The following is a 25635-nucleotide window of genomic DNA, read 5'->3' on the forward strand; positions in this document are numbered from 1 at the left end:
AATCACAAAGGGGGCGTTGGGAAAACGACAACCGCCTTGAATCTGGCTGCTACCCTTGCAACAAGCAACAAGCGCATCCTACTTCTCGATATGGATAGCCAGTGTTCTGCGTCGTTGGCTATGGGTTTGTCTCGAAAGCAGCTCGCTTCAGGGCCTTCAACGGCCGACATGTTGTTTAACAAGCGCACAGTTCAGAGCGCATGTTACCACAACGTATGGCCAAATGTTGATCTTATTCCTGCTTCGATTGACCTTGCCCATGCTGGTCTACGTCTTGATGCCACCTCGGAAGGTGTTGAACGTCTCAAGCAAGCTCTTTCTACCGCCGAGGTTGCATCAACATATCACGCTGTGCTTATCGATTGCCCGCCGGCTCTTTCGGTTGTCACGCAGAACGCTCTGTTAGCATCAAGCGACCTACTCATACCAACGCATCCTTCTCCGCTCTCATTTGAGGGATTAAAGAGTCTGGGGCAACTCGTCAAGAAGATGCGCGATGTGCATGGTGCGTCCATTACACTGCTGGGCATCGTGATCACCCAGATGGTAGAAGATTGCCCTGAGTCTGTACGCGCTGTCCGCTCGCTCCGCAACCATTATCATCGCAATGTTTTCGATACTGTTATTCCTAAAGACGACGCTGTAGAGCAGGCGCTTCAGTCACATGATCCTCTGGTTCGCTTTGCCCCTTATGCGGAGGCGTCTATCGGATATAATAACTTGGCCGAAGAAATTACCCAGCGATGGGAAGAATACGATAGTGTTCTACACGGAATTCGCGCTACACCTGCGCAGAGCGCGCCCTTTCTGGCATGAGTACGATTGCAGCGCCTTTTATCTTTCGTCTGCGTTGCTTTTCGAGACTGTCTCATGCTAAATCTGATCTTATCACGCTGAAGGGGCATGTACACATCAACGAAACATGCAGTCATGGCGTTGGCGCATACTTGAAGAAACCACAGGACCTGGTATCCTTACGGACATACCTGTTTCATCCAGTGCATTCTTGCCTCTGTGTTTCATGTAACGCATCTCAGATAGCGTCGATGCTCTACACCATCTGGCTCAGTGTTTGCGGGCAGTGGTATGTGCGGGAAGCGTTTTACGCAGCGCGAGTTCTCTATACACTATCCACATCGATATGCTTCAGACTATTCCAGTCGTTAACAACAAGGGAGGGGTTGCGAAGACAACCACGAGCATAAACCTCTCCGTTGGATTGGCCAAGCAAGGAAAACGCGTACTTCTGATCGACCTTGACAGTCAAGGCTCAGCGTCGCTTGCGCTCGGGGTTCCTCGCTCTGAGCTAAACCCTTCTGTTGCTGACGTAATGTACGGCGATGCATCGCTTTCAGACGCATTGCACAATCTATCTATTCCCAACCTCGACCTGCTTACAGGCTCGCTTCGGCTTGCCAATGCGGATACTCGCCTTGGAAACACTTCACGGCGCGAGCAGCACCTTAACCGGCTTATCGACAGCGTCGGCGACGCCTACGATGTTGTGATTATAGATTGCGCCCCTTCCACTTCACTGCTCACGATCAACGCGTTGGTTGCTGCTGACGGGTTTATCATCCCGGTATCGCCGTCCTACCTATCGCTTGAAGGGATTATCAGTCTGGGCGAAGTGGTGCATAACGTACGACAAAATATGGGGCAGGCCGCTCCCGTACTCGGCGTTCTGATGACACGTGTTCCCGAACAGAGCGAGCAGGCCGATACCATTATCCACCAGGTGCGCGAGCACTACGGAGGCAAAGTCTTCGACACTGTGATTCATGAAGACCCTGCTCTTGAATCGGCTCCCGGCAGTGGAAAGTCAATTTTCGAGTACGCACCCGCGTCGCAGGCAGCCACCGAGTACGATGCGCTCTCTCGCGAGGTTGCTACCCGCCTGAAACGATACGGCGAGGTCTACCAGACCATTCGTCAGAACAAGCAAAAGCGCAGTGCCCCGGCTACGGGCTCATGACCTCCGAAATGCCCGCAGAGGACTTTCCCTGTGCAATCCGGGCCCTTCTTCATACAGGCACCCGACTATTATGCTCTTATCTCTCTCCTCGATCTTTGAGGACTTTTTCGACACCCCTGAAGACGACCCCCTGCTCCAGGAAGACGCGTCGCCTGCTTCCTCAAGAGATTCATCTTCAGAACAAGCCACCTCTGAGCATGGATCCACTACATCGCATACGTCGCACGGGCCCAGGCGTGACGCTGACGGAGGCTGGCCGTCTTCTGACAGACTGCTCGGAGACGCCTCTCCGTTTGAGCAGAAACCGGTAGATGCCAGTTCAGCTGCGCCCAACGAAGGCGGTGGCCACGCCCCCCGCTCGGTTACGCAGCCCCCAACCCATTCTCATGAACAACCTAAGTCGCAGTCACATGCTGCAGATCGTTCGCGGGGAGACGGGAGCAGCGATGATGCAGTGAAGCGCACCCAGAAGTTTGTTGTGCCATACCGTGCTGGGCGCGACGACTTAGCAGAGGTTAATGACGCGCTGGAGAGCGGTTGGTCTTTTCAGCATATCGCAGTTTCTGAAGCGCAGCCATCAGCCAAGCCGGTTAGCAAGAAACTGATCATCACGCTCGAAATGAACGAGCCACGCTCCCTGTTCGACTTCTGATTGTTTGGCTGCTGTATAGACCCTGCCATCTCTGTTACTTGCATGCTCGGGGAACGAAGCATGTAGAATTGATGGCCCCAAACGCAAAAGAGGTGCTGTGTTCGTACAGCACCTCTCTCTGTTTTTGTTTACGAAGCTTGCTGACTTAACTCACGCACCGCGCATAAAGTCTACTCACGGGCAGTCACGCAGCGTGCTACAGAGGTCGCAAACATGTGGGAGACACACGCCCTCCGCGTCTTTTGGCTATGCAGCAGAGGCACCGTACTTGTCTTTATATTGGACAAGACTATCTGCCACAATCTTACGAGCTACTTCAGCATCGGCAAAGTCGTTGACCATTACCTCTTTGTCTTCCAGCTTTTTGTAGTCCTGGAAGAAGCGTTTCAGTTCACGGAGGCGATGCTCAGGGAGGTCAGAGATGTCGTGGTACCCATTGAAGGCCGGGTCATCAACATGGATGCAGATCACTTTTGCGTCGTTTTCGCCATCGTCAACCATGTTCATAAGCCCGATAGGACGTGCACGCAGCAGGCAGAGCGGCTGTACCGGCTCTTGTGCTAGCACGAGTGCATCCAGCGGGTCGTCGTCGTCGGCATATGACTGCGGAATAAAGCCGTAGTTAGCCGGGTAGACAACCGATGAGTAGAGCATGCGGTCTACTCGGAGCATTCCACTCTCTTTATCTAACTCATACTTTACCTTGCCCCCTTGTGGAATTTCGATGATGACTTCAATGATGTCGGGGGCGTCGGGCCCTACGGAGATGTCGTGCCAAGGGTGGTGCATAAAGATCTTCTATCGTGCAGTGCAAAGCAGTCGCGATACATGTATAGGGTTACTACAATACGGAACGGCGCCACTGAAAGCCAGTGCCGCCGTTCGGTGCTATATGGAATGCAGGTGATTTCACATAGAATGGGCCTGCTCTCGTGCGTCATGTGCTACATCCGCCGAGCGGAGGCGCCTGAGAGCGCTGTCTTGCGTTCTGACAGTTTTCTCCCAGGAATGCCTCAATCAGGACGGCCACTATACAGGGTCATGACCTATGCTATGCAGCAATATCAGAAGACTCCGTTCCCGGCAGATCTGCACGCAGTCGCTCGGTAGGATCGGCCTTTTGTTCGTTGCTCCACCAGTACGCTATGAGCGCGCTCAGGCCCTGTGCGTCCAGGTAGTCGGCTCGAATCTCGCTTCCCTCGTTACCGTCATCAATAAGATGGCCAAGCATACGTGCCAGTCGCGTTGCGTCTTCTGTGCTGTGATGCCCCATACGGAGCGTTCCACCACGGTGTGCATTGCTTAGCGCAAAGAGCTCAGCGTGCGCATCCACAACCACTTCATCGTCAGCTTCGGGCTCTGCGCCTTCATCAGCGGCTCGCACCCGTGCCCGAACGGGACGTACGCCGCGGCTGCGCAGAGCCTGGGCGAGCGCGTCTCCTTTGTCGTTGTCTACGCGCACAACAACGGACGAGCGTGCTGTGTATGGCTCTTCTGCCAGCCGCCCCTGTACATCTGATGCAAGCGCTTCGACATCACCGTCAAAGGGGGCTACAGTTGTCTCATGCACAACAAATGAAGGGTCGCCTTCTTCTTCGCGTTCTACGATAGTAAGCGCTGCTTCCGAAGACTCACCTTCGGCGATCGCGATGCCAAGTGCAAATGTGTTAGCCATAGTGCTTCGTGTTTTCGTGCTTGAAACTGACGAGTAGAAGCCTTTCTTTCCAAGGCCCGAACAGGGGGTTCGTTTCACGCAACGATTACGAATCCGAAACGACCCCGTTTGTAGGAGTTGCATAGTGGATGCTAAATAGACTATCCGCGTCGGTCCAGGTGGCGTTAATACCCAACCCTGCCTGCCGGGCCAGTGCCGTGAAGCCTTCTATCGTGTACTTGTGTGAGTACTCGGTACAGATCGATTCGCCCTCTTCAAACGAGATGGTCTCATCAACAATCCGAACGGCTTGCGCTCTGGTGCTTACCAGGTGCATTTCGATGCGACCTTCTTCAGACACCCAACGTGCCTCATGCTTAAAAGCGTCCAGGTTAAAATCCGCTCCCAGCTCTTTGTTGATGCGTCGCAACAGATTCTTATTGAATGCAGCTGTAACCCCCTTTGGGTCATTGTATGCATGGCGGAGACGGTCTGGATCTTTCTTGAGGTCGACTCCGATGAGTATACCTCCGCCTTCCCCCACCTGCGCGCGCATCTGCGCAAGAAACGAGACGGCGCGCTCCGGAAGAAAGTTGCCGATCGTAGAGCCCGGATAGTAGGCCAGAGCACGGCGATACGCCTCCTTCTGTACCGGCATGGGCACGCGTGCCGTGTAATCAGCACAGACGGGCATAACGGGTAGATTGGGAAAGGAATCAGCAATCCGCTCGGCTGCAGCCATCAAGTGCTCTTTGGAGATGTCGATAGGCACGTACGCAGCAGGAGATTCAAGCGCCTGAAGTAACAGATGCGTTTTCTCGCTGCTCCCGCTTCCGTACTCGAGAATAGCTGCATGGGCACCTACAGCCGTGGCAATTTCGCTTTCATAGGTGCGCATGATCTGCTTCTCGGTTCGCGTAGGATAATACGCATCCAGCTCGCAGATCTTATCAAACAGGGCGGAGCCACGCTCGTCGTACAGGTACTTTGATGGGATGTGCTTGTCCTCTCGGTTTAATCCCTCCTGCACGTCAGCACGGAACGAGTCGGATGTTGGGTTGCAGTCGACAAGCGAGTGGACACCGGAGGCAAGCGTAGAAAACATAGAGAACCTGAGACAAGGTGTGGGGGGTAGAGACGGGAGTGCAGCGTCGTAGCTGAAGCCGGCAATTTTCGAACACGACCATATCGAACAGGACGATAGGAGACACCGGCTGCTATTCTTGACTTGTGCGAGCCTTAATTATTAGAAAAGGGGATCTCTCCACAAAAGTAAGGCATGCACACGCTGTGTGGTCACCTTTCCTTAAAACGTTACACCTTCTGCCACGAATACACTTTACTGCTCAACGAGCATAATGCAGATCGCAGAGAGGACTTTCAGGCAGTATACCGTGCAATGTACCAGGCCTTTTATTGAAAGCGTATTGTGGTCGCCGAAGGGGCACCAGAAAGGATGCGCACGTTATGCCTGCTGCTGAAATAAGGCTATCGGATCTGGATGTTGAAATGTGTATCCCAGGGTTTCTACCAGACGTGCTGACGACACCCGCTTGCCGGTTGGCCCTTCAGCAGGTCCAAACGTAGGGGGGGTGCCCCCGTAGTCTGTGGCAGCTGCTTCATAGAAAACACGGCGTGTAGGATGTTTCGGCGCAACAACGTTGAATATTCCTTCGCGCACATCGTTACGGATGACATGCGTGATGGCACCGACTACATCATCGCGGTGCACCATATTTACCGGTCCATGAGGGCGCGCCACGTTGGTGCGTCCTGCAATGAATCGCCCGGGGTGTCGCTCAGGTCCAAACAACCCCCCCAGGCGCAGCAGAACCGATGCCTCAGGGTATGCTGCGGTGATGATCCGTTCCGCTTTTCGCACAGCATGGGCTGTGTGGCGCGCAGGGGCATCGAAGTCTTCAGGATGCTGGGGGTCAAAATCCGACTCGTCTACCGTGCCGTTCACTGGAGGATATACTCCCGTTGAACTGGTATAGATGACGCGCCCCACATCGTGAGTCTTTGCCTGCTGCATCAGGGCTCTGATCTGGGCAGCGTATGTGTTTTCGTTAGCTGCCGTTGCATTGGAGCGTCCCGGAGGCAGGGTACACAGCAGGATATCGCTTTTGAAGAGCGCAGGCGCTTCTGGCGCTGGGGCTGGCTGCAGGGTTGTTACAAACGGAGAAATGCCCGCATCTGCCAGAACCTCTTGCCGTGATGCTCGCGTGGTGCTTCCCCGCACCAAGTATTCTTGCGAAGCGAGCATCTGCCCGGCAGGCAACCCAACCCATCCGCATCCAACAATGCTAACAGAAGGCAGCGACGTTGAAAAAGCCATAGCTTAAAGCAATGTGTGCCGATTACGACGCGTACGTACATGCGACGTATGCTTTTCTACCATAGCTTATCTATGGGTATTTAATTGCGAAGTTCGGCCACTGCCGAGGCTTCAAATGAGAGCGTAGGTGGTGCAGAACGCTCATGCGGCACGCCGTCTGAGGGCTTGTCTTCCTGGGGCGCCTCGATGCGAGGCAGCGCAATTGTGAACGTGCTCCCGTTGCCTTTCTCTGAGTCGACCTCGATGTGCCCTTGATGACGTTCTACGATCTGTTTTACAATGTACAGTCCGAGCCCGGATGAGCCTTCGTTTCCCGTTGGCTTCGTAGAGAGCCGCTCGAAGGGTTTAAACAGTTCTTCTTGTTCGTGCTCTCCAATGCCTGGCCCTTCGTCTTCAACCGAGATATAAGCATGACTGTTACTGCCCACAACTTCGATGCTGATTGTACTGTCAAGCGGAGAGTACTTGACGGCGTTGCTAACCAGGTTGTTGACTGCTTCACGCAGGCGATCTTCATCGCCTTCGACCAGAACAGGTTCGGGCGGCACAAAGCATGTGATTGACTGATTTTTGCGCTCGGCCTGTGCTGTAAAGCTGTGTGTTACGAGTTCAGCCATGCTATTTAAGTCGAAAGGACGCTTCTCCATGGACCCATGTACACTGCTGGCCGCCGAGGAAAGCAGATTCATGATCAGTTCCATGGCCTCATCGGCTGAGTTATGGATAAGACCGAGCCGGCGGGCTGTGGCTTCAGAGTGCGTCTTGTCTTCAAGCATCACTTCTGAAAGCGCCTGGATGCCAAACACCGCGTTTTTCAGGTCGTGTGCGGCAACGCCTAACACCTGCGACTTCTCATCCACTGTGCGCTGCAGCATCTTGTTGCTTCGAATCAGCTCAGCGTTGTAGCGTGCGAGCTGCCGCGCCTGCAGCTGGATACGGGCTGTGCGCTGCTCCACAAGCCTTTCAAGGCGCTGATTGCGTGCGCGCATGTGCCGGTATCCCCATACCAAGAAAGCAACGATTGCAACACCGATCATGACGTACCCGAGAATAGGCAGAAGCGCCTCGTATCGGAAAAGCAACGGCGAGATGAGTACGAGCAGCATGGAGCTTCGAGGGGACTGTATCGGAATCTGGTATGGCCGTGACAAAGCATAATCTGGATCTGAAGTGCCTTTATCGGGAGTACCTTCGCTGGCACTGCCAGACCCTTCGTACTCCTTGATACGCTGGTTCGCTAATCGGAACCGAGTAAAACGTTTTGAATGGCGCTCCTGGGTTTTCCTCTCTCTCATCGAAACCGTTAGATGCGACTGCCAGCGCGTAAGATGCATAGTTGAGAACCTTTCTTGGATATGATCGAAAAGCGTGTAGTCTCTGCGCCTTTTACTTACAGACACAGGTGCAATAACGTGACCCTGCAGCATCAGCGCTTGTCTATACGTCTCAAAATGTTTGGGATCTGTGTCAACTTCTTGGATTTCCGTATCAGAACACCATTTCATGAGCTGTACGCAGTCTTTTGGACATAATGGCGTGCTATGGGATGTTGGACGTGCGCCTTTCCCAAAAGTCACGTGATACGATTCAGAAGGCATCCACACCAGGCAGAAGCTAAACGACGTAGCAGCTTCTTGACCTGGTATACAGAACCAGTATTACAACAGAACGCATATCTGAATTGACATCCCAGACTTCAGTGACGGGATTGACGCAGGAGATTCTTGAGAGACGATCTTCCTCTCTTGAATCTCAAGCCGCTACGTTGAGACAACAAGATAGTGTCTTCTTTAAGGCTTGTGCTGCCGCCATTAATGGAGACACGCATCGTTGCATACCGCAACGTTGCATAGTGTAACGATCCTCAGGCTACGATTTGGGGACCAGACCGGGAAAGCCGTCCTGTTGCTTATCCCGATCCGAATCTGGCCTGAGATATTTGGAATGTGCTTTTATACTACTTTATACTATAACACATTCTTTCGATTTAGCCCTTCTGTAGCAATTCTCTTCGTTGTGCTTTTTGCTATGGACTAATTATAGGCTGCACCATTCCCACACACTATCTTCACAGCACTAAGATCCCTGATGTTGGGATTGAGATAAGGTGCTCTTATGGATGACACTCGGCAAAAAACGCGTGTGTTCTACCTTTCTGCTCATTGCTCTCTTCAAGAGCACCGCACTGTAAGGCTGTCCAACAAGAAACGCACCGCACACGTGCGGCATCTCCTGAAACCTGTATCTACCCAACTGCTATGAGTAAAGCTTTCTGATTCGTGCCTTCCCTCTTATGGATCTACCGTCTACGCTCTCTTCGCCCGGTGTATCACCACGTGCGTTGCTGCCCTCCAGCAGCCTTACGGCACTTGACCCTGACATCCGCTCAGTGTGGCGTATCAAGCTGTGCCTGCTACACACCGTCATCTTCCTGGGCATTCTGTTCTATGCGGTCACCCGTTTTTTTTCGGGAACCGACTGGACCATGCTGCTCGGGATCGTGACAGGCGTCCTCATCTGTATGGTTCTGTATATTCTTGTGTGGCCACGCTGGCGCTATGACGCGTGGGGGTATGAGTTGCACGAGGATGAGCTGGTCCTTGAGTATGGCGTCATTACACACGTACGCACCGTGGTACCACTGCGCCGCATCCAACACCTCGATGTGTCGCAAGACATCTTTGAGCGTGAGTTTGATCTCGGACGGCTGATCATTCACACAGCGGGCACCCGATCAAGCGATGTGGTGATCCCCGGCCTCCCTCTTAGCACCGCTGAACGCATCCGCGACGAGGTCAAGCAGTATATTCTGAATGACCCGCTCACCGAAGATGTGCTGTAGCAGCACGCCGCGGCTCATCCAATGCGGCAGCCTGTAAGGTAGCCCACGCTTCTGACGCTTCGTCCACCCCCGTTATGTCCTCTACATCTCCCGGCGCTGACCTACCTTCCGATCCTGCATCTTCCGATGCACCTACCGACCGCCCTGCCTCTTCCCCGGTCGCGGAGGATGCCTCGGATAATGGAACCAATGTGGATGCTATGAACGCCGGCGACCGTAGCGCACCTGCCAGTGATGCACCCGAGGACACATCTGAGAGCGCATCTGAAGGCGCATCTGAAGGCGATAACGGGCTGCTGGGGGCCGTGCGTGAGCCGCAGCGTCTACACCCCCTTACGCTGTTTTTGCGCTTTCTGGCTACTCTGCCTGCCCTGGCACTGATTCTGCTACCTACGCTCACCAATCCAGACTCAACGATCTGGATGCCTCTTTTTCTGGGAGGCGTGTATGCCGTCTTTGCTGTTCCAGCGATTATTCTGCAGTACCTGCGGTTTAGCTACCGCATCACCCCGCGTCAGATCGTAATTCAGAGCGGCGTCATCAATCGGCAGAATCGCAGCATCCCGATCGAGCGCGTTCAGAACGTCGAGATCGAGCAGCGCCTGCTGGCGCGATTCCTGAACCTCGCACAGGTGCGCCTCGAAACCGCAGGCAGCGCGTCTACCGAAGCAAGCATTGAGTACGTGAGCCTCCGTCAGGCGCATAAGATCCGTACGGCCGTGCGCACCTATCAGCGTGCTGCCGATGCCCAGGCCAGCGATTCGGAGTCAAGCTCCAACGACGCAGAAGACGCGACCCCACGCTCCGAAACGCTGTTCTCTATGTCGCTGCCTCATGTGCTGCTGGCCGGCGCGTTTCGCTTCTCGCTCTTCTACCTCGCAGTGATCTTCTCCGTCCTCCAGTTTGTAGATCCGGAGACCCTGACCAACTGGTTCCTACTATCGCAGGATCGTATCGATGTCGTCGTCGAAGCAATGTACGACTCCCCTGTTCTTACCGTCCTCACCACTGTCATCTTGGCGGCACTCTTAGGATGGCTCTCTGGCATCCTGCTCACCCTGAACCGCTACTATGGCTTCACGCTCTGGATGGAAGAGGGCAAACTGCGCAAACGCCATGGCCTGTTCACTGTCACCGAAGGCACGATCCCACTGGCCAAGGTGCAGGTCATGATCGTCCAAACCACACCGCTGATGCGCGCCTTCGGATGGTATACGCTTGAGGTACAGACCATGGGACTGAACACTGACCAGCAGGGGCAGCGCGTTGTTGCTCCTTTCGCCCGCTGGTCTACCGTGCTCGACCTCGCAAACCATGTGCGCCCGCTCGACCTGCCCGAAACGTTTGAGCGCGTGTCGCCCCTCACAATCCGCCGCCACTTCCTGCGGCGCCTGGGCGTGCTGCTGGCTGTGCTGGCTCCTGCTGTCTACTTCTGGCCCAGCGGTTGGTGGCATCCGTACGACATTGCCCTGCCATGGTGGGGACTCCTCGCCGTGCCAGCGCTTGGCGTAGCTGCCTACCTGCATTACCACTATCATCGGTATGCTATTGGGCAAGATGGCCTGTACGTACGCCGTGGCGTGCTGCGCCACTACCTCTGGATGATGCCTATCAACCGCTATCAGGTCTTCTATGCTACCGATAGCGTGCTGCAGCGCCGCCTCCGCCTCAAAACGCTCTTCGTAGATACCGCTGGCGCATCCGCCTTTGCCTACCCGGATATCATCGACGTTGACGCCCAGACGGCAGACGGTGCCGTCGATACGCTCCACGGCCAGTTCCATTCGCTCTACCGGTCTATGGTGGCCACCGCCACAGCCCCTCCTGCCAGCACCGACGCCCGACCGTCTCTTGTCGATCCCAACGCCGTACCGCGGGCGCTTCCGCTCCCTCGTGACTCTTCCTCATAATCTCCTCAATCGCTCTATGTCTGACGCTCGCCAGAGCGGACTCCTCGCCCACATTACCTCACTGCCCAGTCCATACGGCATTGGTGATCTTGGCGATGGGGCTTATGCCTTTGCCGATCGCCTTGCCTCGGCTCATCAGCAGCTGTGGCAGGTGCTCCCCACCGGACCCACCGGACCCTCGGGGTCGCCCTACAGCAGCCGGTCGACCTTTGCCGGAAGTCCGCTTCTTATCAGTCCCACCCCCTTGCTCGATGCGGGGCTCGTCACCGAAGACGAAGTCGCCCCGCTGCGTGCGCTGCCTGCTGACCGGGTCGATTATCACGCGGTCTACGAGCACAAAACCCGGATGCTCACCGCAGCCTTCGAGCGCTTCGATAATGCATCTGCTACCGCGCAGACCGAGTTTGCTCGCTTCCGTAACCGTGCCGCCCACTGGCTCGACGACTATGTGCTCTACCGCGCCCTGCGCAGCGCCCACGGCGGCGTGCCCTGGACAGAGTGGCCCGCTCCGCTTGCTCGCTACGACGACGATGCCATCGCCGCTGCCCGCGACGAGTATGAAACGGACTGCCGCAAGCATGCCTTCTGGCAGTTTCTCTTCTTCCGGCAATGGAATACCCTGAAGGCCTACTGCGCACAGCGCGATATTCAGTTTTTTGGAGACCTGCCTATCTATGTCGCGCACGACAGCGCCGACGTGTGGGCCAACCAGGAGCTATTTCGGTTGGATGCCGACGGCCAGCCCACAGCAGTAGCAGGGGTGCCCCCCGACTACTTCAGCCCCGAAGGCCAACGCTGGGGCAACCCGCTCTACCGCTGGGACAAAATGGCCGAGCGCGACTTCGCGTGGTGGACACGCCGCATGTCGCACGTCCTCGACCAGGTCGACCTGCTGCGCCTCGATCACTTTCGCGGCTTCGATGCTTACTGGGCTATCCCCTCCACCGCAGAAACTGCCGTTGATGGACACTGGGAAGACGGTCCGGGCGCGTCGTTCTTTGCGCATCTGCAGCAAGAACTGGGAACGCTCCCCATTGTCGCCGAGGACCTTGGCGACATCACCGACTCGGTCTACGAGCTGCGCGATGCCTTCAACCTGCCCGGTATGGTCGTGCTGCAGTTCGCGTTCGAGACGGATGCCGACAATATCTTCCTGCCCCACAACTATCCGCGCAACACGGTTGCCTACACCGGCACGCACGATAACAACACGCTCCAGGGCTGGTGGCACGACGACGCCACCACTCGTGAAAAAGAGTACGCACGCACGTATCTCGACCTGGAGCATGCGCCCTCCGTCGAGTACGAAGCGCAGCGCATGCTGTGGGCCTCCGCCGCCGACCGCGTGGTTATTCCCGTGCAAGACGTTGTCGGGCTTGGCTCGGACGCACGCATGAACGTCCCTGGCACGGACACGGGCAACTGGAGCTGGCGTATGCCTGAGGCGCTGCTCGATCATGACGGATTCGACCGCCTGCGCTCCTGGACGCAGGCATACGGGCGTGCCCCCTCTTCAGATAGCACCGAGGTAGATAGCACCGAGGCAGATAAGTCATCCACCCCGAAAGATGCTGAGGCCAGTGCGTCTTCATCTGATGCCTCGGAGCCCTGAGGTCTCAGCATACTGACCAGTGAAGCCAGCGGTTCGCCCCTACACTCGCTAACCGTGCGGCTTCTTCCTCCACTATAACACAATGCTCATAGCACAAATAAGACGCGCACGTGCCAAAAAAGCACGTGCGCGTCTTGTTTGTCGTATCCGGCGTGTACTCTTCGGCGCTCTATTATAGAATGCGACAACATAGAATGCACAATACACCGGGAGCGATATGCACGGGGCTCTATGTCTCCCTTCGCTACGCGTCTCCGCATGTAGGCGAAAGACGCACCTGCACGTCCCACGACCGGCCAAGCGCTTCAATGAGCGACTCCTCTTCATCGGTGATTGGGCCGTCGGCACGGGCTACGCAGTACAGATCGTCAAGCACGGCCAGGCGCTGCACATCCGGAAGGGCTTGCTTGAGCGTGCGCACCACGTCCTGAATGAGGGCCTGGTCGGATGCCGCATAGACCTGCAGCGCCGTACGAATGACGTCCTCAATCGCCGAGGCGCCCAGGTCGGGGTGCCACGGACCCAGCCGTTTCTTTACCATCGCGACCTCGTCGCTGTTGAGCTCGTGGTTGCCGGCGTGGGCTACGGCCACGAACAGAAAGGCCAGCTCGTGTATCAAGCTCCAGTCCTCATCGCCCGACTGCACCGCTGCAGTCGTGTTGTCCATTAGCTGCTCGCCAAGCGCCTTGTGTCCCCACGTTTTCGCTACGTGCGTAATGAGCCCCTGCTCGTGCTGCAGAAGCACACCGTCTGCCTCTGCAATGCTCACAAGCCCCTTCAGAATGTCGCTGTGATGGTCGGGACTGAACTCATCAGAGAGCCGCGCTACAGCCTCCGCCACCTCGCGATCGGGGGTGTCGCCCTCTGCCAGCAGCGTCGCCGCTTCTATTAGCGTTTCGCGCACATCGAGACTGTACCCTGCAGCCCAGGGTGCCAGCGCCTCTTGCACCGACACCGCCTCTGCATCCGACAGGCTATCGTCGAATCCATAAGCTGCGGCCATGTACAGCAGCGCAATATCGTGAGCAGGGGTCCAGTGAGCGTCAGGCATAACAACAGAATACTACGATGAAGAAGGGGGCGAAGCAGCCCGCAGCGCATCAGCCAGTTCACGGTCTACGTGCTGCCATCCGCCCTCATCATACCAATTAAGCAGTTCGTTCACAATCTCCATCTTATCCTTTCCATCGGCATTTAACGCATCGTAACGGTCTTGCGCAGGTTTCGGGCGTGGCCCCCACGTAAAACGTACAGTGCCGGCTTCGCTGAGCACGGCCAGCTTGGGGATGCTGCGCGAGCCGCCTGTCAGGAAGCGATCCATCAGATCCAGATTCTCGTCGCGCAGCACAATGCGCAGATCGATCTCGGGGTGCGCCTCCGCCGCTTCAGCAATAACCGGAAGCGAGAAGGCCGAATCGCCACACCACGGCTCAGTGATCACCATCCAGGTCTGCGGCTCCTCAACGGCTTCAAGCGCCTCTTGCAGCGTCTCAGACGGAGCGTAGCTGTCGTGCACCGTGGCCTGCCGCTCGTGATTGTAGTTCAGATAATGCTTCATGCGACGGTCGCCCGCGCCGGCATCATCGGGCAATGGCGCATCGCGCTCGGCCTCCCAGTACGCCATGTACTCGTCGTACGTCATGCCGTCACGCTGCACGCGCTCCAGATCAACGGTCTGGGGGGATGCGGTAGATTGGGTCTCAGACATAATGTGTGGATGCTATGTGAGTAAAGGTGTGAACAACGGGGGTATGGTCTCTCTTTGCAGGTGGGCCTGTGTATCCGGGCCCGGACTGCCGTTACACGCCAGAACGTGCTGGGGCTGCTCTCACGTCCAGTGCACTACTTCGTGGATTTCTTGGATGTGTGACTGCCTCACGACATACGGCCGGTAGCGCGCCCCAGGTAGGTTTGCAGATATACCTGTGCGGTGTGCCAGCGATCAAGCGCTATGGGCTCGCTCCACACGTCGAAGTCGCGGCGCTCAACCTCGCTAAGCACCTCCAGGGCGCCGAGCCACCAGAACTTGAGGCGCCACTTTGGGCGCCACGAGAGCCGGGTGAGGGCCGGGTGGCCGTGTGCCAGCGCGTCGCGCGCACGGATGCTCTGCTTCCAGAGCAGCTTGCGCACCGGCTCGGTTACAGACGCCCGGCGCAGCTCCCGCACGGAAGTCCCAACCTGCTCGATGTCGCTCAACGGTATATACAGCCGGTCGTCAGCCAGATGCTGCGGCAGATGGGTGACCATGGCGGTATAGAAAAACCCGCGGCTCAGATGGTCGGTCGCACGCTTGAGCGACCCGGCCCCCGGCACCAGTCCGGCCAGAAGGCGACCGTGCGGAACGACCCAGCGATCCAGAAAGCGTTTCAGGTCGGCACCCGTTTCGTAGCGTACCGGCGGCTGGTGATGCTTCAGCCCGTGCACCTGCGCAGCCAAGTAGCGACGCTTCAGTCCATGTTCGCGGCACGCCTCATACGCCGCCTCTGACACCGCATCGGGCACCAGGCGCAGGCGCTCGCCCGCATCGGCTGCCTTGCAATCTGCGTCGAGCACCCGCTCTGAGGTGGGTGCCGCGTCGCGCAGGGTGTCGTGCCAGTCCCAGAATGCCTGTGCAGCGGCGCGTGTGGCACGAGGCCATCCGCTCTCATACGGACGTGGTAAGTCGGTGTCGGGCACAGGCACGGCGAGAGGATGGGTTGGTGACGCAGTGATGGTGTGTATTGCGCAACACCCATACGACCAACTGCACGTCTCGTTTGCCAGCATAGCTCCCCTGCGAGAGATTCACAGGCTCTGTTTCGCATCCGAATAGGGACCGTAGCAGCCCCGTTCGCATCCACAAAAACGCCCCGACTCGTGGTGAGCCGGGGCGTTGGATGGCATATGGCCTGGGTGCAACGCGATGCGCTATGCATCCAGGTTTTCAATGATACCTGCTGCGCCCATGCCGCCACCTACGCACATGGTGCACAGGCCGTAGCGGATGCCGCGGCGCCGCATTTCGTGAAGCAGCGTTGCGGTGAGCTTAGCACCGGTGCAGCCGAGCGGGTGGCCCAGCGCAATCGCGCCGCCGTTCACGTTCACGATCTCCGGGTCGAGTCCCGTTTCGCGGATCACCGCCACTGCCTGTGCGGCAAAAGCTTCGTTCAATTCGACGAGCCCGATATCATCAAGCGAGAGGCCCGCCTGACTGAGCGCTTTCGGAATGGCCTCGACCGGGCCAATCCCCATCAGCTCCGGCGCTACACCGGCAACCGCAAAGCTTACGAGGCGGCCGATCGGGTCGGCGTCAATCTCGGCGAGCTTCTTCTCACTCACTACCACGGTAGCGGCGCCGCCATCCGAGCGCTGCGATGCGTTGCCTGCTGTGACGCTGCCACCTTTGCGAAAGGCCGGACGCAATCCGCCCAGCGCGTCCATGCTGGTGTCGAAGCGCGGCCCCTCGTCGGTATCGAAGGTGGTCGATTGCTCGTGCACCTCGCCGTTATCGTAGTGGCGAATACTTACATCAAGCGGTACGATCTCGTCGTCGAAGCGTCCGCTCTGCACCGCATCTGCGGCGCGCTCGTGCGAGCGCAGCGCAAACGCGTCCTGGTCTTCGCGCGAAATGCCATACTTGTCGGCCACATTCTCGGCGGTGATGCCCATCGACACGAAGTAGTCGGGATCGGTCTCCGTAAGCTCCGGATCCGGCTGAAAGTAGAAGCCGCTCATGGGCACGTGGCTCATGGACTCAGCGCCGCCGGCCACCATCACGTCGGCCTGCCCGGTCACGATCGCCTGCGTGGCCATCGCAATGGTCTGCAGTCCAGACGAGCAGAAACGGTTCACGGTAGCGCCGGGCACGTGGTCGGGCAGCCCCGCTTTCTGGGCGATGGCACGCCCCATGTTCATGCCCTGCGGGCCTTCCGGAAAGGCACAGCCCATGATCACGTCGTCGACGTCGTCGGGCGAGAGTCCGCCCACCCGAGCCAGTGCGCCCTTGATCGCTTCAGCGCCCAGCGTTTCGGGACGCGTGGTACGCAGCGTGCCGCGATCGGCCTTGCCGACGGCGGTGCGCACGCTGCTTACAATAAATGCTTCGTTGGTTGCTTGCATGGTTGAGTGCGTTGGATTTGTTAAGGGATGCGAGCGTGGGCTTAGTTACGCAGCGGCTTATTGTGCTTCAGGATGTGCTCTACGCGTGCCTGGGTTTTCTCTTCACCCAGGAGGCTCAAGAACACGTCGACCTCCAGGTCGAGCAGGTACTGCTCGTCGACCTCTTGCGGCGCGCTCAGGTCGCCGCCCGTCATCACGTAGGCCAGCTTGTGCGCCAGGAACTGGTCGTACTCGCTGATGTAGCCGCCCTCCTTGTACTGGTGCAGCGCTACGTCGAACGCCGCGCGTCCGGGCTCGCCCAGCACCTTGATGCGATCGAGCGTCGGCGGCGGCAAGTAGCCCTGCTCGCTCTTGGCAATCACCTGCTGCTTCGCGACATGCAGGCGGCGCTTGTCGTGCATCACGATGGTTGTGTGTTCCGGCAAGATGCCGTTGCCGATCGCCTGGTGGGCGCTCTCTGCGACCTCAGCCATCGCGATCGTCTCGAAGTAGCCGCGCAAGATCGCCTGGATGTCGCTCGGGTGGTCGCTCGCCGCGCGCTGGTCGGCCCACGCCGCCATGCGCATAGTGCCGGTACCCGCGGGAATCAGCCCCACGCCCAGCTCCACAAGCCCGATGTAGGTTTCGAGCGAGGCGACCGGCTGCGGACACGCCATCGCCATCTCGCAGCCGCCGCCCAGCACTTTCTGGTGCGTGGCGACAACCACGGGCTTGGTGGCATAGCGCACCTTCTGGATCGTCTGCTGAAACTGCTTGATGTAGGCACCAATCGCCTGAAAGTCGCCCTGCATGGCCGATTCGGCCATCTCGCCCAGGTTGGCCCCTACGCTGAAGTTTTTGCCTTCGTTGCCGATGACCAGTCCGCGCAGGTTCGGGTTGTCCTCAACGCGATTGATGACCTCGTGCAGCCCGCGCATCACCTGTTGGCCCAGCGCATTCGCCTTCGAGCGGAACTCAAAGAGCGCCACGCCATCGCCGATGTCGAGCAGCGCCGCCTCGTCGTTCTGCCAGAGCGTGCGGTCGGCATCGGTTTTAATGGATGCGAGGGTGAGTTCGTCGCGTGGGGCGGCATCGTCAATGTAGGTGGCATCGCTTGGGCGGTAGACCTGCTGCGCACCATCATCGGTCCGATAAAAAGCAGCATCGTCTCGGTTCGCGAGCGCGTCGACCCAGTCGGGCACCATACGATCCTGGTCGGAGAGCGCATCGAGGACCCGCTGAACCCCCAGCGCATCCCACATCTCGAACGGCCCCATCTCCCAGCCAAAGCCCCATCGGATGGCGCGGTCGACGTCGGCGGGGTTCTCGGTGATCTCACCGATGCGGTTGGCGCTGTAGGCCAAGAGGTCGAGCGTCGTTTCGCGGAAGAAGTGGCCTGCGCGTCCGTCGTCGTTCCAGAGCGCCTGCAGACGGGCCGTCAGATCGCCCGCCTTCTTGATCGCGCGGAGGTCGCCGAGGTCTTGCTCTTCGGCAAACGTGTACTCCAGCGTATCCGGATCGACCGACTTGATTTCGCCGTCGTCTTTGGTGTAGAACCCGGCCCGGGTCTTCTGGCCCAGTTTGCCTGCCTCCACCAGCTTCTGCAGCAGGTCGGGCGCGTGAAAGGCCTCGCGCTGCTCGTCGTCCTCGACTTTGTCGTACAGGTTCTGGGTGACGTCGAGCAGCACGTCGAGGCCCACCAGGTCGGCCGTGCGGAAGGTCGCCGACTTCGGACGCCCGACGAGCGGTCCGGTAAGGGTGTCGATCTCCTCGATTGTGTAGTCGCCGTCGGTGAAGAAGCGCAGCGCCTGCAGCTGCCCGTAGACGCCTACGCGGTTGCCGATAAAGTACGGCACATCGTTGGCGACGACAATGCTTTTGCCCAGGTGCACGCGCCCAAACTGCGCCACACGCTCTACGAGATCGGGCGCAGTATCCGCCGTCGGAATCAGCTCAAGCAGTTCCAGGTAGCGCGGCGGATTGAAAAAGTGCGTGCCCAGAAAGCGCTGCTTGAACGCATCAGAGCGCCCTTCGGCGATTTCGTTGATAGGCAAACCGCTGGTGTTCGTAGAGATAACGGCATCGTCAGCGGCATGCTGCTCCACGCGTTCGTGGATACTGCGCTTGATGTCCATGCGCTCAACCACCGCCTCAATGACCCAGTCGGCCTCGGCGATGCGCTCGAAGTGATCGTCGAAGTTGCCCAGCGTGATGCGCTCGGCCGCCTCGTCGTTCACAAACGGGTCGGGACTGGCTTTGCGGGTCTGCTTGAAGCTTTTCTTAACGACGCTATTCGGATCGTCGTCGCCTGCAATGTCAAGCAGGTGCACGTTGAGTCCGGCATTGGCCAGGTGAGCAGCGATCTGTGCGCCCATGGTGCCTGCGCCCAGCACCGCAGCCGTGCGAAACGGGCGGTGTGTGGTGGGCGTGGCCACCTGCAAGGAGCGGGTGGATACGGATGTCGTTTCCATAAGAACCTTCAGTTGGTTAAGTGAGCGGGTGAATGTCGTTTGGGTGCAAGGTCATCTGAGCACAGGGAGAATGCGCACAGGGGGAATGCGCTAAAAGCGCACGCACCGGCTTAGATGCGAGCTTAACGGTGTTAACCTACAAAGCACCTCTTAAAGATGGAAGCGCTTGCAGTTGGTTTTATGCGGTTTTACTTGGTATTCCAGCACACCGGTGCTACAAACCGGATGTAAGGGCCGGGTGCAGGGCGCCGCAATGCCCCCTGCCACGGTATACTACGCGATGGCCGGATCTACAGCGCCTGGTCTACAGCGTTACGATCACAGTGCCGCGTTCTGTACGGTGCACCGTTCCGTCGTCAGCGTCGTAGAGCGCGTCGATGTCATCGGCATAGGTATCTTGTACAACCGGACGCTTCACCTTGAGAGTCGGGGTAAGCAGCCCCGACTCGGGGGTTAGTTCGTCGGGGATCAGCACAAATCGTTTCACGGTCGACCAGTGGTCCATGCCTTTGTTCGCATCTTTGACCAGTTTGGCCATCGCCTCATAGATTACGCTGTTCTCTAACAGGTCCGAGAAGGGCGCGTCTTCGTCGAGCCCCTCACGCCGCGCGACGGCACGCACCTGATCTTCATTGGGGAAGATCAGCGCGCTGCAGTACTTGCGTCCGTTTCCTATCACGACGGCTTTATCGATCAGCGCCTCGCTGGCCAGCGCGTTCTGAATCGGCTGTGGAATGACATATTTACCGGTTGAAAGCTTGAAGAGCGATTTCTTCCGATCGGTGATCATCAGATTGCCTTTGTCATCAAACTTCCCAATATCACCTGTATGAAACCAGCCGTCATCGGTGAGCACTTTTTTCGTCTTTTCAGGCGCCTTGTAGTAGCCCTGCATCACATGCGGACCGCGCGTCAAAATCTCGTTATCGTCGGCGATGCGCACCTCTACGCCCGGGAGCGGCTCGCCAACGGTGCCAGGCATGTTGCGCTCCGGACGCGTAAAGCTGATGACCGGACTCGTTTCGGTGAGTCCGTAGCCCTGCAAGATCGTGACTCCAGCGGCTGCCATCAGGTTAGCCAGGTTCGGCTGTAGGGCCGCACCGCCAACCACGATATACTTCACCTGCCCGCCAAGCGCGGCACGCCACTTCTTGAAAACCAGCTTGTCCGCGATGCTAAGCTGCAGGTTCTCGATCAACGACGGCGACTGCGTCATGTCATAGTCTTCCGCGAGGCCAAGCGCCCAGCTTCCGATCTGGTGCTGCGCGCCTGTCATATCCATTATTTTCTTCTGGATGCCCGCGTACACCTTCTCCAGCACGCGCGGCACTGAGGCAAAGGCGGTGGGCTGCACGACCGGAAGCGCTTGCACGAGGTTGTCTGGATGCGTGAAGTACACGCTGGCGCCGATCCACATAAACCCGTAGTGCAGGGCCCGGGCGAAGATGTGCGTCATCGGCAGAAACGAGATCACGGTCTCACCACCCGCAGCCTTCTCCAGCCCGGTCAGTTCATTCAGCGCCGTCGTGGCGTTCGATGAGATATTCTGGTGTGTAAGCATAACCCCTTTGGGCATGCCCGTGGTGCCGCTCGTGTAGATGAGCGTAGCCAGGTCGTCGGGGCTAATTTGTGCACACAGCTCCTGTGCCGCTGCTGCGCGATCGGTGGTCGTATCGCGTCCGATAGATCGCACCTCGTCCATTGTATGTAACGTGACCCGATCGGGCAGCTCAGCATCGATGCCCCCATCATCCTCTGCGAGGATGACGGTTTCGATGTTAGGTAAATCATCGAGGATCTGAGCCGCCTGAGCAAGTCGCGTATTGTCGGCTACGATCAGGGCACGGGCTTCGGCATGCTCCATCACATAGGCCATCTGGTCGGGACCGTGCGACAGGTAGATAGGCACATCGATCAATCCCGCGATCAGGCAGCCCATATCCGCGAGGCAGAAGTTAACGTCGCTTTCCAGCAGGAAAGCCACCTTATCGCCCCGTTCCAGTCCCAGCTCCCGCAGGCCCAGTGCCAGCTCTTCGGACTGCACGCGAAAGTCGGGAAGTCCCATGGGCTGCCACTTCACCGGAGCCGTGGGCTGGTTGAACGAGCGGGGATTGGGATAGCGCTCGGCCGCTTCATACATGAGATCGGGCAGCGTCTTTCCCAATACGGGATCTCCTGAAGATGGAGGTGCGGTATGGATCGGTCCAGGCATAGATGCAGAGGGATTTTAGTTACGTGGTGAACGGTCTGTAGAGCTTCTGATAGGGTCGTGTTATAGGCTGGGCTGCGTTGGTACGGCATTAATGCTGTACGGCACCCCGTAGCACGATAACGCCCTGTAGTGTGGTTAATCTATGATGTCACATAAGTCAATCTATCGTGTCAGAATACGGGTGTCGTAATACAAGCATGGCTGGCCCGCGGGTCGACGATCCATCGCAGATATCAGGCTACCGACGGTACCGTGTAGCTACGCAGCGTCTGACGAATCGCCGTTTCGATAAAATCCGAACGGTCGATCCGAATGTCGACACGCTCGGCGATGAGTAGCGACACGGTGCCATGCAGCGAGGCCCAGATCGCACTGGCTGCCACGCGTGCATCCTCGACAGCAAAAACGCCGGTTTCTGCACCTTCAGCAAGCGCTTCCGCAATCGTGTCTAAGTTGCGGCGCGCCCGGCGGTATTTCTCAGCCGGGTAGCGCTCCATCTGCTCCGGACGCAGCTGAAACATGATCTCGTAGTACTCCGGATTTTCAAGACCAAAAGTAATAAACTGCTCGCAGAGAGCACGAAGCCGCGCTACGGGTTCATCATCAAATGCGCTTACGATGTCGCTAAATGCATCATACAGGCGCTGCATTCCTTCGTCGATCAGGGCGTGCAGCAGGGCGTCTTTGCTGTCGAAATGAAGGTAGATGCTGGTCGCACTGTAATTGATTGATTGCGCAATCTTGCGCATCGATAGGTTGTGATACCCCTTCTTCACCAGAAGACGGCGGGTTGTATCCAGGATAGCGCGGCGCAGGTCGCCGTTGTGGGGGGAAGCGTCGCTCATGGCAGCTTATTTGGTGAACACGTACTTCAAGTCGCTCAGCAGCGTATGATCACGCCCCGTATCTTCGCATCGCATCGCGAGAAAGGCACGCTAACATATTCGTAACGTACAACACATCTCATGGCATATTCAACCACCTGGGTCATATTCTCTTCGCATTGTCCTATAATTTCTCTGCGGTTGACTGTACGCTGCGCCAGTACAGCGCTTTCTGATGAACTTATGCCCCGCGTCGGGCTTATGAAACGACGCTATCGCATTCGCTTTCCATTCGCGTTCTTCGCTTCATGCCTGATCAGGCTCCGCCCCCCCACGAAGACCCCTCAACCCCGCGTCCACTGGGCCCGCTGGGTACCCGTGCGCTCGTCACCTTCATGATTGTTCTGGCAATAGCCACAGCTGTGGGGAGTGCTTACTTTCTTGTCTCAGCTGCCGAATCAGCAATGGAAGACGACAGTACACCGGCCGATACGACACAGGTTGAACAGGTCCCATAGCCTGTCCCACCGGTCTCTTCGGCCCACCCTCCCGCGAACCGTCTCTCCGGTCTCCTGCCTTGCACTGCAGTCGCAGGCCCAACCGTTCCTCTCGCTCCTTAACGGCTTTCCTTCTCTATCCCTGCTTCTATGTCTGCGCCTTCTGCTACATCGGATCCGTCTGAGCCGCCCCCTTCATCCGCCCCGGATTCGCCGCGCTCTGACTCTTCCCTCTCGGGACGCGCGCTGCGCGAGGCTCTTGAACGGGCTGAGGCTTATCCCTACACGCCTGACCAGATCCACGTTGTGCAGACGCACATCTCGTACGTGGCGCTGGCACCTCCGTATGTCTACAAGATCAAGAAATCAGTGGATCTGGGCTTTCTCGACTTCACTACGTTGGCACAGCGGCGCCACTACTGCGAGGAGGAGATCCGGTTGAACAGCCGCCTCTGTGGAAGCATCTACGAGGATGTGGTGCCCATTTCCCGTACGCCCGATGGCCTTCGTCTCGAAGACGATAGCAACGTCGTGGAGGTCGCTGTCAAGATGAAGATGCTTCCCCACGATGACTTTCTGGATGCTCGCCTCGAACGCGGCACGCTAACGGAGTCTGACCTCGATGCGGTGGTTGACGTCTTGGCCGACTTCTACGCAGCACGCCCTTCATCCCCGGAAGTTGCGGCAAACGGGCGCGTTGACCGGATATGGGCTAACATCCGGGAAAACTTTGAGCAGGCCGTTCCGCATCGCGGCGGACTCCTCACAGAGCCTGCGTACCGCGCTCTGCAGTATGCGGCCGAGCGCTTCATGGACCACCACGCTCTGCTGTTTCACGAGCGGCGCGCCAAGGGGCATATTGTGGATGCACACGGCGATCTCCGGCTCGAACATGTGCATCTCAGCGAGGACGGCGTCTGCATCTATGACTGTATCGAGTTCACGACGCGATTTCGTCATATCGATATTGCGAGCGACGTCGCGTTTCTCGCGATGGAGCTCGACGTGAACGGACGCCCCGACCTGGCGCGCTACTTCGTCAATGCCATTGCCGACGCGCTCGGCGACCCGAACCTGGCCCGCCTGACGGACTTCTACAAGAGCTATCGCGCGTTTGTGCGCGGAAAGGTTAACGGCATGAAGCTCGATGACCCCGACATCACCGGGGACGCCCGCACCGTGTGCAAGCGCGACAGCCAGACGTTCTACCAGTGGGCGCTCCGCTACTTCGTGGCCGGCAACACGCCGCGCGTGGTCGTTGTGATGGGGCGCCCGGGCACGGGCAAGAGCACGCAGGCCCAGGCGCTGCACAAGGCCCTCGGCTGGCCAGTCGCCTCGTCCGACCAGGTGCGCAAGCGCCTCGCCGGGTTGCCGCTGCATGAGCGCCCCGATGCCGAGACGCGCGCAGAGCTCTACAGCAGCGCTATGTCAGAGCGCACCTACGACGCGCTGGCCGAGCAGGCGGTCGGCGCTGTTGCAGACGGGTCGGGCCTTATCCTCGACGCTACGTACAGCCATCGGAGCACGCGCGAGGCCCTTCGGAAACGCCTGTCACACTGCCCCCCTCTCTTCGCTGAGCTCGTTGCCCCTGATGAGCAGCTGAAGAGCCGCCTTGCAGCACGCGCGTCGCAGCCCGATGTCGTGTCGGATGCGCGCGCTGAGGACTTCGAGCTGCTCACCGCCCGCTACGAGGCGCCCGATGCGCTTGAAGATGCCCGCCATGTACAGGTAGAAGCAACCGGAGAGCCCGAGGATACGACCGTTCAGATCTTGAAGGCGCTCATCCAGCTTAAGTAGCGTGGTAGATGGGCTGTCGGCCCAGCTGTCGTCTGGCTGTCGCCTGGCTGCAGGCGTTCTTGCTATGGGATTATTCTTCTATAGGATTATTGCGGGAGCACGTATCGCAAGACCGCTACGTAATGGATGGCGCTCCCTCCCATTACAAAGACGTGCCACACGGCATGGTTGAAGGGCAGGCGGTTCCACCCGAAAAACACGACCCCACTGGTGTACACCACACCGCCCGCCAGAATCCATCCAAACACCTCCCACGAGAGAGCCTCGATGAGGGGCTGCGCAAAGAGAATACCGATCCAGCCCATTACCACGTAAGGCACCACAGCGATCCAGTGAAATCGGTGACGCGATAGGAGCTTGAACAGCAATCCGAGGATCGCACAGCCCCACACGAGCCCCAGCCCCCCCCATCCCAGCGGCTCAGGCACCATTACCGCCAGAAACGGCGTGTAGGTACCTGCAATCAGCAGATAGATCCCCACATGGTCGAGCACGCGCGCTATGTACTTGAGACGCGGACGCGTTACCGCGTGGTAGAAGGTTGAGGCTCCGTACAGAAATACAAGGGTGGCGCCGTACAGCGCGCAGCTCACGATGTGCACCGCCGTGCCATACGTCAGGGCCAGCGCCAGCAGCACGCCCCCGCCAATCAGACTCAACACGAGCCCAACCCCGTGCGTGATGCTGTTGACCAGCTCTTCCAGATGCGACTGATGGGGCGCGGTGGCAGGACGGGTTGGACTCATGGGCAGAGGGCGTGTAGATCGCTACATG

Annotated in this window: 21 protein-coding genes; 8 read left to right on the forward strand and 13 right to left on the reverse strand. The window is 58.1% G+C overall.

Features of this window, described 5'->3' with window-relative positions; genetic code table 11:
- The 3 genes from PPP56_RS09700 to PPP56_RS09710 all read left to right on the forward strand — a co-directional run.
- On the forward strand, positions 1 to 816 hold an 816-nt coding region (locus tag PPP56_RS09700; protein WP_353563843.1), incomplete at its 5' end, for a ParA family protein.
- A 325-nt stretch (positions 817 to 1141) separates the two neighbouring features.
- Positions 1142 to 1975, forward strand: a complete 834-nt coding sequence (locus PPP56_RS09705; RefSeq protein ID WP_353563844.1) for a ParA family protein — start codon at positions 1142 to 1144, stop codon at positions 1973 to 1975.
- 70 nt (positions 1976 to 2045) lie between these two features.
- On the forward strand, positions 2046 to 2627 hold the full coding sequence (locus PPP56_RS09710) for a hypothetical protein (RefSeq protein ID WP_353563845.1): 582 nt from the start codon (positions 2046 to 2048) through the stop codon (positions 2625 to 2627).
- Positions 2628 to 2873: 246 nt separating this feature from the next.
- On the opposite strand, the gene PPP56_RS09715 is transcribed toward PPP56_RS09710, so the two are convergent.
- The 5 genes from PPP56_RS09715 to PPP56_RS09735 form a co-directional block, all read right to left on the reverse strand.
- The gene (locus tag PPP56_RS09715) at positions 2874 to 3416 is read right to left on the reverse strand and encodes an inorganic diphosphatase (protein WP_353563846.1); all 543 of its coding nucleotides are present in this window, start codon (positions 3414 to 3416) and stop codon (positions 2874 to 2876) included.
- Between the two features lie 262 nt (positions 3417 to 3678).
- Complete coding sequence (locus PPP56_RS09720) at positions 3679 to 4302, reverse strand: hypothetical protein (protein ID WP_353563847.1); 624 nt, start codon at positions 4300 to 4302, stop codon at positions 3679 to 3681.
- Between the two features lie 85 nt (positions 4303 to 4387).
- On the reverse strand, positions 4388 to 5386 hold the full coding sequence (gene egtD, locus PPP56_RS09725) for an L-histidine N(alpha)-methyltransferase (RefSeq protein ID WP_353563848.1): 999 nt from the start codon (positions 5384 to 5386) through the stop codon (positions 4388 to 4390).
- Between the two features lie 360 nt (positions 5387 to 5746).
- Positions 5747 to 6619 (reverse strand): NAD-dependent epimerase/dehydratase family protein, encoded by an 873-nt coding sequence (locus tag PPP56_RS09730; RefSeq protein WP_353563849.1) that lies wholly within the window; start codon positions 6617 to 6619, stop codon positions 5747 to 5749.
- 80 nt (positions 6620 to 6699) lie between these two features.
- Positions 6700 to 7725 carry a sensor histidine kinase gene (locus PPP56_RS09735; protein ID WP_353563850.1) on the reverse strand — a complete coding sequence of 342 codons (1026 nt, stop codon included), beginning with the start codon at positions 7723 to 7725 and terminating at the stop codon, positions 6700 to 6702.
- Positions 7726 to 8912: 1187 nt separating this feature from the next.
- Here PPP56_RS09735 and PPP56_RS09740 point away from each other — a divergent pair.
- The 3 genes from PPP56_RS09740 to malQ all read left to right on the forward strand — a co-directional run bounded on the left by PPP56_RS09740 (position 8913) and on the right by malQ (position 12983).
- Positions 8913 to 9461, forward strand: coding sequence for a PH domain-containing protein (locus PPP56_RS09740; RefSeq protein ID WP_353563851.1), 549 nt, complete (start codon positions 8913 to 8915; stop codon positions 9459 to 9461).
- Positions 9462 to 9535: 74 nt separating this feature from the next.
- Entirely contained in the window at positions 9536 to 11371 is a 1836-nt protein-coding gene (locus PPP56_RS09745) for a PH domain-containing protein (protein ID WP_353563852.1), read from the forward strand.
- A gap of 16 nt (positions 11372 to 11387) precedes the next feature.
- The gene (malQ, locus tag PPP56_RS09750; protein WP_353563853.1) at positions 11388 to 12983 is read left to right on the forward strand and encodes a 4-alpha-glucanotransferase; all 1596 of its coding nucleotides are present in this window, start codon (positions 11388 to 11390) and stop codon (positions 12981 to 12983) included.
- A 244-nt stretch (positions 12984 to 13227) separates the two neighbouring features.
- Here the strand turns inward: malQ and PPP56_RS09755 are convergent, their stop codons facing one another.
- The 7 genes from PPP56_RS09755 to PPP56_RS09785 form a co-directional block, all read right to left on the reverse strand.
- Complete coding sequence (locus PPP56_RS09755; RefSeq protein ID WP_353563854.1) at positions 13228 to 14034, reverse strand: TerB family tellurite resistance protein; 807 nt, start codon at positions 14032 to 14034, stop codon at positions 13228 to 13230.
- 12 nt (positions 14035 to 14046) lie between these two features.
- Positions 14047 to 14691: a thioredoxin family protein gene (locus PPP56_RS09760; protein ID WP_353563855.1), complete on the reverse strand. Its 645-nt coding sequence runs from the start codon at positions 14689 to 14691 to the stop codon at positions 14047 to 14049.
- A gap of 167 nt (positions 14692 to 14858) precedes the next feature.
- Complete coding sequence (locus tag PPP56_RS09765; RefSeq protein WP_353563856.1) at positions 14859 to 15665, reverse strand: squalene/phytoene synthase family protein; 807 nt, start codon at positions 15663 to 15665, stop codon at positions 14859 to 14861.
- 225 nt (positions 15666 to 15890) lie between these two features.
- A complete protein-coding gene (locus PPP56_RS09770; RefSeq protein WP_353563857.1) occupies positions 15891 to 17081 on the reverse strand; it encodes a thiolase family protein in 1191 nt (396 codons plus the stop codon).
- A 41-nt stretch (positions 17082 to 17122) separates the two neighbouring features.
- A complete protein-coding gene (locus PPP56_RS09775; RefSeq protein ID WP_353563858.1) occupies positions 17123 to 19531 on the reverse strand; it encodes a 3-hydroxyacyl-CoA dehydrogenase/enoyl-CoA hydratase family protein in 2409 nt (802 codons plus the stop codon).
- Positions 19532 to 19835: 304 nt separating this feature from the next.
- Positions 19836 to 21743: an AMP-dependent synthetase/ligase gene (locus PPP56_RS09780; protein ID WP_353563859.1), complete on the reverse strand. Its 1908-nt coding sequence runs from the start codon at positions 21741 to 21743 to the stop codon at positions 19836 to 19838.
- Between the two features lie 233 nt (positions 21744 to 21976).
- On the reverse strand, positions 21977 to 22588 hold the full coding sequence (locus PPP56_RS09785; protein ID WP_353563860.1) for a TetR/AcrR family transcriptional regulator: 612 nt from the start codon (positions 22586 to 22588) through the stop codon (positions 21977 to 21979).
- 287 nt (positions 22589 to 22875) lie between these two features.
- On the opposite strand from PPP56_RS09785, the gene PPP56_RS09790 reads away from it, so the two are divergent.
- Together PPP56_RS09790 and PPP56_RS09795 are read left to right on the forward strand one after the other, a co-directional pair.
- Positions 22876 to 23085 carry a hypothetical protein gene (locus PPP56_RS09790; protein ID WP_353563861.1) on the forward strand — a complete coding sequence of 70 codons (210 nt, stop codon included), beginning with the start codon at positions 22876 to 22878 and terminating at the stop codon, positions 23083 to 23085.
- A 129-nt stretch (positions 23086 to 23214) separates the two neighbouring features.
- A complete protein-coding gene (locus PPP56_RS09795) occupies positions 23215 to 24861 on the forward strand; it encodes a bifunctional aminoglycoside phosphotransferase/ATP-binding protein (RefSeq protein WP_353563862.1) in 1647 nt (548 codons plus the stop codon).
- 86 nt (positions 24862 to 24947) lie between these two features.
- Here the strand turns inward: PPP56_RS09795 and trhA are convergent, their stop codons facing one another.
- On the reverse strand, positions 24948 to 25607 hold the full coding sequence (trhA, locus tag PPP56_RS09800) for a PAQR family membrane homeostasis protein TrhA (protein ID WP_353563863.1): 660 nt from the start codon (positions 25605 to 25607) through the stop codon (positions 24948 to 24950).
- Between the last annotated feature and the right edge of the window lie 28 nt (positions 25608 to 25635).

Origin of the sequence: Longimonas sp. (assembly GCF_040409695.1) — a bacterium.
GTDB lineage: Bacteria > Bacteroidota > Rhodothermia > Rhodothermales > Salinibacteraceae > Longimonas.

Coding starts and splice junctions, on each gene's coding strand:
- PPP56_RS09735 (WP_353563850.1), bottom strand. CDS start 7,725: ATGCTGCTCGTACTCATCTCGCCGTTGCTTTTCCGATACGAGGCGCTT.
- PPP56_RS09795 (WP_353563862.1), top strand. CDS start 23,215: ATGTCTGCGCCTTCTGCTACATCGGATCCGTCTGAGCCGCCCCCTTCA.
- trhA (WP_353563863.1), bottom strand. CDS start 25,607: ATGAGTCCAACCCGTCCTGCCACCGCGCCCCATCAGTCGCATCTGGAA.
- malQ (WP_353563853.1), top strand. CDS start 11,388: ATGTCTGACGCTCGCCAGAGCGGACTCCTCGCCCACATTACCTCACTG.
- PPP56_RS09780 (WP_353563859.1), bottom strand. CDS start 21,743: ATGCCTGGACCGATCCATACCGCACCTCCATCTTCAGGAGATCCCGTA.
- PPP56_RS09755 (WP_353563854.1), bottom strand. CDS start 14,034: ATGCCTGACGCTCACTGGACCCCTGCTCACGATATTGCGCTGCTGTAC.
- PPP56_RS09730 (WP_353563849.1), bottom strand. CDS start 6,619: ATGGCTTTTTCAACGTCGCTGCCTTCTGTTAGCATTGTTGGATGCGGA.
- PPP56_RS09785 (WP_353563860.1), bottom strand. CDS start 22,588: ATGAGCGACGCTTCCCCCCACAACGGCGACCTGCGCCGCGCTATCCTG.
- PPP56_RS09720 (WP_353563847.1), bottom strand. CDS start 4,302: ATGGCTAACACATTTGCACTTGGCATCGCGATCGCCGAAGGTGAGTCT.
- egtD (WP_353563848.1), bottom strand. CDS start 5,386: ATGTTTTCTACGCTTGCCTCCGGTGTCCACTCGCTTGTCGACTGCAAC.
- PPP56_RS09760 (WP_353563855.1), bottom strand. CDS start 14,691: ATGTCTGAGACCCAATCTACCGCATCCCCCCAGACCGTTGATCTGGAG.
- PPP56_RS09705 (WP_353563844.1), top strand. CDS start 1,142: ATGCTTCAGACTATTCCAGTCGTTAACAACAAGGGAGGGGTTGCGAAG.
- PPP56_RS09745 (WP_353563852.1), top strand. CDS start 9,536: ATGTCCTCTACATCTCCCGGCGCTGACCTACCTTCCGATCCTGCATCT.
- PPP56_RS09775 (WP_353563858.1), bottom strand. CDS start 19,531: ATGGAAACGACATCCGTATCCACCCGCTCCTTGCAGGTGGCCACGCCC.
- PPP56_RS09790 (WP_353563861.1), top strand. CDS start 22,876: ATGCCTGATCAGGCTCCGCCCCCCCACGAAGACCCCTCAACCCCGCGT.
- PPP56_RS09740 (WP_353563851.1), top strand. CDS start 8,913: ATGGATCTACCGTCTACGCTCTCTTCGCCCGGTGTATCACCACGTGCG.
- PPP56_RS09710 (WP_353563845.1), top strand. CDS start 2,046: ATGCTCTTATCTCTCTCCTCGATCTTTGAGGACTTTTTCGACACCCCT.
- PPP56_RS09715 (WP_353563846.1), bottom strand. CDS start 3,416: ATGCACCACCCTTGGCACGACATCTCCGTAGGGCCCGACGCCCCCGAC.
- PPP56_RS09770 (WP_353563857.1), bottom strand. CDS start 17,081: ATGCAAGCAACCAACGAAGCATTTATTGTAAGCAGCGTGCGCACCGCC.